The sequence below is a fragment of the Bacillus sp. C30 genome (assembly GCF_040838255.1).
GTDB lineage: Bacteria > Bacillota > Bacilli > Bacillales > Bacillaceae_G > Bacillus_A > Bacillus_A mycoides.
In genome coordinates, this window is sequence record NZ_JBFPJH010000108.1 from 1 (window position 1) to 10,852 (window position 10,852).

Genomic DNA, 10,852 nt, shown 5'->3' on the forward strand with positions numbered 1-10,852 from the left:
ATCGAAATATATGTACGCATAGCTTGTACATATTCGTATCAAGGTGCATTTTTTCAATGGGGAAAAGAAGCTTATGTTATAATATAAGAACAAAACTATAGATAAAGAGTATAAGGAGGACTTATGGAAAAAAAGCAACATCGAAAAGAAAGTGTTATTCATCTTGTATATCGTTTAGTTATGATTGTCTTTGGGGCAGCGTGTGCGGCGGTAGCGATTGAACTGTTTTTAATGCCAAATAAAATTATTGATGGTGGAATTATTGGTATTTCTCTTATATTAGATTATCTTACTCCTAATATTTGGTGGTTAAGCTTTTCTACTTTAGTTGTTATCCTCAACATTCCTTTTATGTACTCCGGGTATAAGCAAATTGGAAAAACATTCATGTTATCTTCAGCATTTGGAATTGTAGCTTTAGCATTTATTGAATCAACGTTGCATGCTATCCCGCCATTTACAACAGAGCCGATTTTAGCAACAGTTTTTGGCGGTCTTATTTTAGGGATTGGTGTAGGACTTGTTATTCGTCATGGTGGATCGTTAGATGGGACCGAGATTATGGGAATTCTATTAACGAAGAAATTACCGTTTTCTGTTGGTGAATTCGTAATGTTTGTGAACTTATTCATTTTTGCATGGGCAGCATTTGTTTTTGGTGTTGAACAAGCGATGTATTCTGTTATGACGTACTATATCGCATTCAAAACAATTGATACGGTAATTCAAGGATTAGACGAAACGAAAGCAGTTTTAATAGTATCGGATCAATATGAGGAAGTATCAAATGCGATTTTACACCGCCTTGGTCGTGGAACAACAAAACTTGTTGCTAAAGGTGGCTATACAGATAAAGAAAAAGAAGTTATTTATGCAGTTGTAACACGTCTGGAAGTGACGAAGTTAAAATCAATTGTGCATGAAATTGATGAAAACGCATTTGTTACGATTATGAATACACAAGAGACAAATGGTGGTAAGTTTAAATCAGCAATTCACTAAAAAGTTAATTGTAATATCTTTTGAAAGCAGAGAATTCTTCTCTGCTTTTTGTTATAATAATAAGGTTTCTTGAAATAAAGAATATATTTTAGGCAGATTGGTTTACAACTATAATAAGCTGTACTATAATTCAAATAGAGATAAATCGGAATCATTCTGAATTAAAATAGGTGAGATGCTATGAATAATATATTGGAAATAGAAGGATTAACGTTTCGGTATGAAGATCGCAACGTGTTAGAAGATATTAATTTGCAAGTTCCGAAGGGAGCTTTTTTAGGTTTAGTTGGACCGAATGGTTCAGGGAAATCGACTTTACTTAAATGCTTATTGGGTGTTTTAAAACCAAAGCAAGGAAGTATTAGATTGTTTGGCATTGATAGTAAGAAATTTAAAGAGTGGAATAAAGTTGGTTATGTATCCCAAAAGGCAAGTAGCTTTAACTCAGGTTTCCCGGCAACTGTTTTCGAGGTTGTTTCAATGGGGCTCGTTTCGAAAAAAGGGCTTTTTCGCTTTTTTACGAAAGACGATAATGCGAAAGTAGAAAAAGCGATTGCTGATGTAGGTATGAGCGAGTTTCGAGGTCGCAACATTGGAGAACTTTCTGGTGGACAACAACAGCGTGTATTTATTGCTCGTGCACTTGTAAGTGATCCGGAATTGCTTATTTTGGACGAGCCTACTGTTGGGATTGATGTGAAAAATGTGGCAAGTTTTTATGAGATACTAGAGGATTTAAACAAAAGATTGGGAATTACGTTAATTCTTGTTACGCACGATATGGGTGCTGTAACAGAGAAGGTGACGCATGTTGCATGTTTGAATCAGCATTTACATTTCCATGGGAATGTAGAGAAATTCCGAGAGTTAGAAGATGCAGAAATGTCGATTTTATATGGACATCATGTTCATCGCTTAGAACATGAACATGGGCATCACGGGAGGATATAATGATACAGGATTTTTTACAATATGATTTTTTACGTAATTCCTTATACGCTGGTATTTTAATAGGGCTTGTCGCACCACTTATCGGCGTGTTCGTTGTAATTCGCCGCATGTCGCTTATTGCGGATGCATTAAGTCATGTGACGTTATCAGGAATTGCAGCAAGTTTATTACTTGAAAAGACAATCTTTACCGGTGGGTTTTTAAACCCTTTATATATGGGGATGTTTTTTTCAATCGGTGGAGCATTGCTAATTGAAAAATTACGTACTGTATATAAACATTATCAAGAGTTAGCAATCCCGATTATACTTTCAGCAGGGATGGGGATTGGAGTTATCTTCATCTCACTTGCTAATGGATTCAATACGGATTTATTTAGTTATTTATTTGGTAGTGTAAGTGCTGTAACAAGTGCGGATTTAATTATTATTGGTATAGTAGCAATTGTTGTTATTGCGACGATTGTTTTATTATACAAAGAGTTGTTTTTACTATCATTTGATGAGGAATACGCTGTATCAACCGGTTTAAGTGCAAAGTGGATTCACTTTATCTTCATTATATTAGTTGCTCTTGTAATTGCGGTATCAATGCGTGTTGTAGGTGTTCTTCTCGTATCATCTTTAATGACGTTACCAGTTGCAGCAAGTATTCGTATTGCAAAAGGATTTAAACAAACAATTTTCTTTTCCATTTTATTTGGTGAAATTGCAGTAATTGGTGGAATGTTTGCTTCGTATCAACTTGATTTAGCTCCAGGTGGTACAATTGTTATGATAGCGGTTCTTATTTTAATTGGTGCAATTTTATGGAAAAAGAAAAAAACTGCATAAAGTAGGGATAGGTATGAATCTAACAGAAGCTTTACGCCTAATGAAGGAAAAGGGATACAAACATACAGGGAAAAGGGAAGAAATGCTGAGATTATTCGCAGCTCATAATCGTTATTTAACTGCGAAAGATGTTTTAGAGCATATGAAGGGTGATTATCCAGGACTTAGTTTTGATACGATTTATCGTAACTTAACGGTTTTTGCTGAAGTCGGTGTTTTAGAGCAAACGGAATTAAATGGTGAAAAGCATTTCCGTTTTACATGCTCCATTATGGAACATCATCATCATTTCATTTGTTTAGATTGTGGTGGTACAAAAGAGATTAATTCCTGCCCGATGGATTTTATGAATAAAGATTTTAAAGGTTATGAGGTAACGGGGCATAAGTTTGAAATATATGGTCGTTGCCCAAAATGTGCAAAATGAGAGGGCTCGTCAGTTATATAACTGACGAGTTTTTAATTTGAATGTAAAAAAAGGTTGCTCACAAAAATTGTGGCAACCTTCTTTTTATTGTTCTTGTTTTTCTTTTTCTTTTTCTTTTTCTTTTTCTCGTTCGGCAGCCATTTCAGCAGCGATTACATCAATTTCTTTTTTCAGTTCTTCTACCATTGTTTCTTCTGGTACTTTACGAACGACTTGCCCTTTACGGAATAATAAACCTTCTCCGCGTGCACCGGCAATACCGATGTCAGCTTCACGAGCTTCACCAGGACCGTTTACGGCACAGCCGAGTACTGCAACCTTAATTGGAACTTTAAGTGTGGAGATGTATTCTTCGACTTCATTAGCAATGCTAATTAGGTCGATTTCAATACGACCACAAGTTGGACAAGAAATAAGTGTTGCGGCATTAGATGCAAGACCGAATGATTTTAATAGTTCACGTGCAACTTTTACTTCTTCAACTGGATCAGCGCTTAAAGAGATACGAAGTGTATTTCCGATGCCTTTACTTAAAATTGCTCCAAGACCGGCGGCGCTTTTTACAGTCCCAGCAAACAATGTTCCTGATTCTGTAATACCTAAATGTAATGGATAATCAAAAGCGCGAGCAGCTTTTTCGTATGCTTCAATTGCTAAGTTAACATCAGAGGCTTTCATTGATACGATAATATCGTGGAAATCTAAGTCCTCTAAAATTTTAATATGGTGCAGTGCGCTCTCGACCATACCATCAGCAGTTGGATATCCATACTTTTCTAAAATATGACGTTCTAATGAGCCGGCATTTACACCGATACGGATTGGAATGCCACGCTCTTTCGCTGCATTTACAACAGCTTCTACTTTATGGCGACGTCCAATGTTACCTGGATTGATACGTACTTTATCAATGCCGCCTTCGATTGCTTTTAAAGCAAGGCGGTAATCAAAATGAATATCAGCAACAAGTGGAATGTTGATTTGTTTTTTAATATCAGCAATAGCATTTGCTGCGCGTTCGTCTGGAACAGCAACACGAACAACTTGACAGCCAGCTTCTTCTAAACGTTTAATTTCAGCAACTGTAGCCTCAACATCATGCGTTTTTGTTGTCGTCATACTTTGTATAATTAATTCATTGTTACCGCCAATTGTTAAATTACCGACTTTAACTGGACGTGTTTTTGTGCGTTGAGTCATTTCATTCACGAATTGATCGCTCTCCTTATAAAAGAAGTTTCTTATTTTAGTCCCTTACATCAATGATAGTATGTGTGAGAAAGGGCTATAGAAACCAAAGTACTCGGTTTCACTTTTACTATTGTATCAGCGCCTTTATGTAATTGACAAGGATTAAGTGATTGCTTATTGATATAAGGGGAATTTATAAGACTTTCCAACTTGGATTTTTGTAGCAGATGTATTTTTATTTAATTGCTTAAAATCATCAATTACTTTTTCAATAGAAGGAATTTTTTTCTTATTAATTGCTTCTGTAATAGAAAGAACTGTATCGCCAGTTTTTACTTCGATTGCTTTATAAGCTGTATCCGTTTCTTTTTCTTTTTCTGTTTCTTTCTCTTTATTTTGTTTTGTATCTGTATTTTCTTTTTTTATCGTTTGGGCAGCAGATGTTTTTTTGTATGAACTTAACATCGGTAAAGTACCGATTTTTATGTCGTAATAAAATATATAACCGAGGACAAGCACGAATAAGAGTACACCTAATCTCTTCATATCCTTCACTCCTTTGCTAGGAATATATGCTTGTCCAAAAAAAAAATGCCTATTTAGGCATTTTTTTATAGTTCTTGTTTTTCTTTCGGCTTTGGAACTTCTTTAATTGTTAAGTATAGAACGATTAAAACAACTGCAATGTAAATGAATGTTGCACCAGGTACGTTTATTTTGAATAAATCCATAATCATAAAGAAGATTGTTGGAATTGTGTAGCTGTAAGCAGTTAATGTCCAAACTTGTTTATAAGATAATTTGCGTTGACCGCTCATCGCAGAACCGATGAAGGCAAGCAATGTAACTCCTACAAAGGTAATAAATAATTGGAACAAGTACAGTAAGAACCCAATAACGAATAATAAGATTGGATAAATACTGTCAAATAACGAAATGAAATCTTGTAAATCTTTTTTCTCAAGAGATACGCCTAATAAGTCATTATAGGAGTATGTTTGTGTTTGACCATTCCCCATGGAGACTACTTTATCTTTTAAAACAAATAAACCTGTTTTATTTTGATATTTTTCTAAGTCTGTTGAATTTGGATCAAATACGAAAAGGGCATTTCCATCTTCTTTTTCGATAGGTTGATCAATATCAGCTGTTAGCTCGCCATTTTCAATTTTAAAATCAGGTAAATCTTTTTCGATTACTTTATTTACCATGTTAACACCATCTTGAATAACGCTACCGTACAAGAAAGTTCTTGGAATAGTAGTGATTAGGCAAAGAAGCATAATATACAAAATGGTTTTACCGATTTTTTGAAAACGGAAAAGCGCCATATCTTTAGGCGAATATACGCTTTTTGCTATCTGTGTAAAAATGGACATAGATTCACTTCCTTTATGTATGTATAAAATCATTGTAACGTACGAATCTAGAGAAGCTCAAGATATATTATATTTACATATAGTAGAGAAGACTAAATTCCTTCTTATTAATTTACTTCTTTTAGTAGAGAAAAATACAATTGACACTTTTCTTTCGTATATGGTAAATTTATCTTACATTTTTCAAACGATATATCCGATTGGAATTTAGTTGTTTTTAATGGCACATACATAATCGTGGACCCTTAGCTCAGTTGGTTAGAGCAGACGGCTCATAACCGTCCGGTCGTAGGTTCGAGTCCTACAGGGTCCATATCCATTTCATATGTTTATTATGTCAGCAGGAAGCTTCCTTGTAGAAGGAAGCTTTTTTTCGGAATATATGAGCATTTTAATTGAAAAGAAGTGGGAATTTTGCTACTTTAATGATAGCAAGACAAAGCGTTTTATTTGTTTGCACCCTATGGCAATTAGGGTAGAATGAAGTTGTAGGTCACACTATGTAGTGACAATACATAAACCGGGAGGAATATAACAATGGCAAAACACGAATTACCAAATTTACCTTATGCGTATGATGCTTTAGAACCTCACTTTGATAAAGAAACAATGAACATCCATCATACAAAACATCACAACACGTATATTACAAACTTAAACGCTGCTTTAGAAGGTCATGCAGAATTAGCTGACAAAAGTGTTGAAGAATTAGTTGCAAACTTAAACGAAGTACCTGAAGCAATCCGTACAGCAGTACGTAACAATGGTGGCGGACATGCTAACCATACATTCTTCTGGACAATCCTATCTCCAAACGGCGGGGGACAACCAGTAGGCGAACTTGCAACTGCGATTGAAGCGAAATTCGGTAGCTTCGATGCATTCAAAGCAGAATTCGCAAAAGCTGGCGCAACTCGCTTCGGTTCTGGTTGGGCTTGGTTAGTAGTAAACAATGGTGAGTTAGAAGTAACAAGCACTCCAAACCAAGATTCTCCTCTAACTGAAGGTAAAACTCCAGTTATCGGTTTAGATGTTTGGGAGCATGCTTACTACTTAAATTACCAAAACCGTCGTCCTGACTACATCGGTGCATTCTGGAACGTTGTAGATTGGAACGTTGCTGAAAAACTTTACCAAGAAGCAAAATAATTAAAGTTAATACAGCTAGAAAAAAGCTAGGGGGTTTTCTCCTAGCTTTTTTCTATGTTCTCCTTTTACATAATTGAGCTTGTCTTTGGAAGACTAGAACATGAAGTAAAGGAGAGTTGTGTATGAAGTGGAAACATGTAATCGGTGATGTTGAAGTGAATCGGGATTTAGTATTATTGCTCGTTATAGGAGGTTTATACACGCTCGCAATTTCTTTATCGAATACGTTTGTAAACATTTATTTATGGAAGCAAACACAAAATTATGTGAATCTGGGCTTGTATAATTTGGCCAGCGTTGTATTGCAGCCTCTAACATTTCTTGTGGGCGGGAAATTAGCGAAACGTATTGATCGCTCGATTTTATTGAGAATCGGTGTAGGCACGTTAGCTGTTTTTTTTATCGTCGTTTTAGTAGCGGGAAAAAGTGCATCTCACTATATTTTATTAATGGGAGCCCTTTTAGGAGTTGGTTATGGTTTTTATTGGCTCGCTTTTAACTTGTTGACATTTGAGATTACAGAACCAGAAACAAGAGATTTTTTTAACGGTTTTCTAGGACTTCTTACATCGTTCTCTGGAATGATTGGACCGATAGCAGCAGGATATACAATTTCACGTATGGAAAAATGGAGTGGTTATACTGTCGTTTTCTTCCTCTCGTTAATGCTATTTGCGGTTGCAGTCGTTCTAAGCTTTTTTTTATCGAAGAGGGAATGTGAAGGACGCTATGAAATTGTGCAAGTATTGAAAGAGCGGCAAGTTGATGAAAACTGGGGAAGAATTACGCGCGCTCATTTCTTCCAAGGTTTGAGAGAGGGAACGTTTATTTTCGTCATTTCGGTATATGTCTATTTAGCATCTGGTAGCGAGTTAGCACTAGGGAAATATAGTTTAGTGAATTCTGCAGTATCATTTGTATGCTATTATTTAGTTGCTCGTATGTTAAAGAAAGAATGGCGAAAAAAAGCAATTTTACTTGGTGGCATTATTTTATATGCGGTCGTATTTTTAGTTATTTTTAATGTTACATATACGAAATTACTTATTTATGCAGCATGTATTGCGGTTGCATATCCGATTTTACTCGTTCCGTACGGCTCAATGACATACGATGTAATTGGTAGAGCAAAACAGGCGAGAGAATGGCGTGTAGAATATATAGTGGTCAGGGAATTATGGTTAAATGCCGGAAGAATTTGTTCCATTTTAAGTTTTTTATGTGCTGTCATATTTTTTCCGCCTGAAAAAAGTTTACCTTTCTTACTATGTATTTTAGGAGCTGGACATTTTCTTATTTATTTTGCAGTTAAAAATGTCAAATATGATGAGGGGAATGTGAACAAAACCAGTGTTGTAGCGCAAGGAAGCACACAGAATCAAACTGAACCAGAAGGTTAACTTATCGCGTGTTTTATGCTAGAATAGAAAAAGATGTAAGACAGCAGTGAGGGCACCTGTATGAAGGTGTCCCTTTCACATTACATAGCTGTTGGTAGAGGGGGTTTGTATGAGCAAGAAGCAGAAACAACAAAAGAAAAAGACCCACGTTCCTTTTCGGTTAAACGTGTTGTTTTTTTGCGTGTTTTTAATGTTCTCCGCGGTTATTGTAAGGCTTGGATACGTACAAATTGTTCGTGGTGAGGAATATAAAAATGAAGTTGAGAAAAAAGAAAACTCAACGATAAGTAATCCTGTACCACGCGGGAAAATATTTGATCGTAATGGAGAAGCGGTCGTAGATAATGAGCCTATTCGTACAATTACATTTACAAAAATGAAGGGATCAACTGCAGCAGATCGCTTAGAGACGGCGAAAAAGTTAGCAGATTTAATTGAAGTCCCAACAGATAAGTTAACAGATCGCGATAAGAAAGATTATTGGCTTGCTTTACATAAAGAAGAAGCAGAAGCAAAAATCACAAAAAAAGATCGTGAAGAGTTTAAAGCGAATAAAATTGACGATAAAGAACTAGATGAACGTCAACGAAATCGTGTAACAGAAGAAGAGATTAATCAACTGTCAGCAAAAGATTTAGAAATATTGGCGATCAAAAGTAAGATGGAAAGCGGATATGCAATGACGCCACAAATCGTTAAAAAAAATGCAACACCGGAAGAATACGCGATTATTAGTGAAAATTTAGCGGAATTACCAGGTGTAGATACAAATGTTGACTGGGAGCGAAAATATAAGTATGACGATATGTTCCGAAGTGTACTTGGTGGTGTAACTTCTTCTGATGAAGGGTTACCGAGAGAAAGATTAGATCACTATCTTGTTCGTGATTATAATCGTAACGATCGCGTAGGAAAAAGTTACCTTGAGCAACAGTACGAAGATAGTTTACACGGCACAAAAGCTGAAGTTAGAAATGTTACAGATAAAGACGGTAATATTTTAGAAACTATTAATGTGTCACAAGGACAACGAGGTAACGATCTGAATTTAACGATTGATATGAAATTACAAAAGCGCGTAGAAGAAATTCTTACAAAAAACTTAATGAGATTTAAAGGGAGCGAGCCTCTTTTAGACCGTGCATTCGTTGTAATGATGAACCCGAAAAATGGTGAAGTTTTATCTATGGCGGGGAAACAATTAGTAAATAAAGACGGCGAAACGAAAGTAGAGGATTTTGCATTAGGAACGATGACAAGTTCTTATCCGATGGGTTCAACTGTAAAAGGCGCGACAGTACTTACGGGATATCAAACTGGTGCGATTCAGCCTGGAGCTGTACAGTATGATGAACCGATTAAATTAAAAGGGACACCTACGAAGTCATCTTGGAAAACGATGGGGTATATTAATGACCTGACAGCGTTAAAAATGTCTTCTAACGTTTATATGTTTAAAACAGCGATGAATATCGCTGGGGTTCCATATGTACGAGGCGGTACGTTAGATATTCCGAAAAGTGCGTTCGATACTATGCGTTACTATTTTGGTCAGTTTGGACTTGGTGTGAAAACAGGAATTGATTTGCCAAATGAAACTGCTGGTCAAATAGGTAAAGGAAATCAACCAGGTTTCTTATTAGATTTATCAATCGGGCAGTATGATACGTATACACCGCTTCAATTAGCGCAATATATTTCGACGATTGCAAATGGTGGATATCGTATGCAACCCCAAGTTGTAAAGGAAATTCGTCAGCCATCGGCGAAGCCAGAGGAAGTTGGAAAAGTTGTTCAATCCATGGAACCGAAAGTATTAAATCGTGTTGATATGCCTGAATCACAAATTAAACGTGTTCAAGAAGGATTTAGACAAGTGTTTAACGATACAGGTGGTACAGCTACAAAATACTTTGCAGGTGCACCGTATAAAGCCGCTGGGAAAACAGGTACAGCTCAAACTGTATATGGCGGAGATAAAGAGATTGGTAGAAATGCAAAGGGTGAGCGTGTTGAAACATATAACTTAACATTAGTAGGTTATGCGCCACTTGAAGATCCAGAAGTAGCATTTTCTGTTGTTGTGCCATGGGTACATGATGATAAAACAGGGATTAATGGATATATCAGTCGTGAAATAATGGACGCTTACTTTGATTTGAAAAAACAAGCATTAACTGGTGAAGCTCCGCAAGATGAAAAAGCGAAAAAAAATAAAAATCAAGATGATGAATAAAAAGTTGTAAAAAAAGCACACTATCTGAAAAGATAGTGTGCTTTTTTTTATGCCTTACGCATATGGTTTAGTAAATGTGGACAAGCATAAAATATTGAAAAAACATGTAGTTTCAAAAACGATGAACACAACAAGATTAGTGCATACGCTCTAAGTTTGTTGTGTGTGATAGGCGATAGCAGTTTTATCCCGCGTTTGAGGGCGGTAAAACTCCCACCTCAAAATTCAGCTGGAGCAAAGAAGTTAGGTGGGAGCCCTGCTGCCCGTAAACGCCCGATTGGTGA

10 protein-coding genes and 1 tRNA gene are annotated in these 10,852 nt (G+C 36.2%); 8 read left to right on the forward strand and 3 right to left on the reverse strand.

The window, feature by feature from the left end; genetic code table 11:
- Positions 1–123 precede the first annotated feature (123 nt).
- The 4 genes from AB3X49_RS12330 to AB3X49_RS12345 all read left to right on the forward strand — a co-directional run bounded on the left by AB3X49_RS12330 (position 124) and on the right by AB3X49_RS12345 (position 3,213).
- Positions 124–1,002 (forward strand): YitT family protein, encoded by an 879-nt coding sequence (locus tag AB3X49_RS12330; protein WP_002015168.1) that lies wholly within the window; start codon positions 124–126, stop codon positions 1,000–1,002.
- A 180-nt stretch (positions 1,003–1,182) separates the two neighbouring features.
- Entirely contained in the window at positions 1,183–1,953 is a 771-nt protein-coding gene (locus AB3X49_RS12335; protein ID WP_002015167.1) for a metal ABC transporter ATP-binding protein, read from the forward strand.
- Positions 1,953–2,786: a metal ABC transporter permease gene (locus tag AB3X49_RS12340; protein WP_002015165.1), complete on the forward strand. Its 834-nt coding sequence runs from the start codon at positions 1,953–1,955 to the stop codon at positions 2,784–2,786. The genes AB3X49_RS12335 and AB3X49_RS12340 overlap by 1 nt, the downstream gene beginning before the upstream one ends.
- A 13-nt stretch (positions 2,787–2,799) precedes the next feature.
- On the forward strand, positions 2,800–3,213 hold the full coding sequence (locus tag AB3X49_RS12345; RefSeq protein ID WP_002015164.1) for a Fur family transcriptional regulator: 414 nt from the start codon (positions 2,800–2,802) through the stop codon (positions 3,211–3,213).
- Between the two features lie 84 nt (positions 3,214–3,297).
- Here AB3X49_RS12345 and ispG read toward each other — a convergent pair whose 3' ends face one another.
- The 3 genes from ispG to yqgB form a co-directional block, all read right to left on the reverse strand.
- Positions 3,298–4,413, reverse strand: coding sequence for a flavodoxin-dependent (E)-4-hydroxy-3-methylbut-2-enyl-diphosphate synthase (ispG, locus tag AB3X49_RS12350; RefSeq protein WP_131798918.1), 1,116 nt, complete (start codon positions 4,411–4,413; stop codon positions 3,298–3,300).
- Positions 4,414–4,578: 165 nt separating this feature from the next.
- Positions 4,579–4,950, reverse strand: coding sequence for a protein YqfZ (gene yqfZ, locus AB3X49_RS12355; protein WP_002088653.1), 372 nt, complete (start codon positions 4,948–4,950; stop codon positions 4,579–4,581).
- A gap of 65 nt (positions 4,951–5,015) precedes the next feature.
- The gene (gene yqgB / locus AB3X49_RS12360) at positions 5,016–5,783 is read right to left on the reverse strand and encodes a protein YqgB (protein ID WP_367962349.1); all 768 of its coding nucleotides are present in this window, start codon (positions 5,781–5,783) and stop codon (positions 5,016–5,018) included.
- A 239-nt stretch (positions 5,784–6,022) separates the two neighbouring features.
- On the opposite strand from yqgB, the gene AB3X49_RS12365 reads away from it, so the two are divergent.
- The 4 genes from AB3X49_RS12365 (at position 6,023) to AB3X49_RS12380 (ending at position 10,568) form a co-directional block, all read left to right on the forward strand.
- Positions 6,023–6,096 (forward strand) — tRNA-Ile (locus tag AB3X49_RS12365).
- A 224-nt stretch (positions 6,097–6,320) separates the two neighbouring features.
- Positions 6,321–6,932, forward strand: coding sequence for a superoxide dismutase [Mn] (sodA, locus tag AB3X49_RS12370; RefSeq protein ID WP_001052029.1), 612 nt, complete (start codon positions 6,321–6,323; stop codon positions 6,930–6,932).
- 122 nt (positions 6,933–7,054) lie between these two features.
- The gene (locus AB3X49_RS12375; protein WP_002015154.1) at positions 7,055–8,332 is read left to right on the forward strand and encodes an MFS transporter; all 1,278 of its coding nucleotides are present in this window, start codon (positions 7,055–7,057) and stop codon (positions 8,330–8,332) included.
- Positions 8,333–8,441: 109 nt separating this feature from the next.
- Positions 8,442–10,568 (forward strand): peptidoglycan D,D-transpeptidase FtsI family protein, encoded by a 2,127-nt coding sequence (locus AB3X49_RS12380; protein WP_367962352.1) that lies wholly within the window; start codon positions 8,442–8,444, stop codon positions 10,566–10,568.
- Positions 10,569–10,852: the final 284 nt, after the last annotated feature.

What these genes read in the sequence shown, in the direction of transcription:
- AB3X49_RS12330 (WP_002015168.1), top strand. Translation starts at nt 124, where the DNA reads ATGGAAAAAAAGCAACATCGAAAAGAAAGTGTTATTCATCTTGTATAT.
- AB3X49_RS12335 (WP_002015167.1), top strand. Translation starts at nt 1,183, where the DNA reads ATGAATAATATATTGGAAATAGAAGGATTAACGTTTCGGTATGAAGAT.
- AB3X49_RS12340 (WP_002015165.1), top strand. Translation starts at nt 1,953, where the DNA reads ATGATACAGGATTTTTTACAATATGATTTTTTACGTAATTCCTTATAC.
- AB3X49_RS12345 (WP_002015164.1), top strand. Translation starts at nt 2,800, where the DNA reads ATGAATCTAACAGAAGCTTTACGCCTAATGAAGGAAAAGGGATACAAA.
- ispG (WP_131798918.1), bottom strand. Translation starts at nt 4,413, where the DNA reads ATGACTCAACGCACAAAAACACGTCCAGTTAAAGTCGGTAATTTAACA.
- yqfZ (WP_002088653.1), bottom strand. Translation starts at nt 4,950, where the DNA reads ATGAAGAGATTAGGTGTACTCTTATTCGTGCTTGTCCTCGGTTATATA.
- yqgB (WP_367962349.1), bottom strand. Translation starts at nt 5,783, where the DNA reads ATGTCCATTTTTACACAGATAGCAAAAAGCGTATATTCGCCTAAAGAT.
- sodA (WP_001052029.1), top strand. Translation starts at nt 6,321, where the DNA reads ATGGCAAAACACGAATTACCAAATTTACCTTATGCGTATGATGCTTTA.
- AB3X49_RS12375 (WP_002015154.1), top strand. Translation starts at nt 7,055, where the DNA reads ATGAAGTGGAAACATGTAATCGGTGATGTTGAAGTGAATCGGGATTTA.
- AB3X49_RS12380 (WP_367962352.1), top strand. Translation starts at nt 8,442, where the DNA reads ATGAGCAAGAAGCAGAAACAACAAAAGAAAAAGACCCACGTTCCTTTT.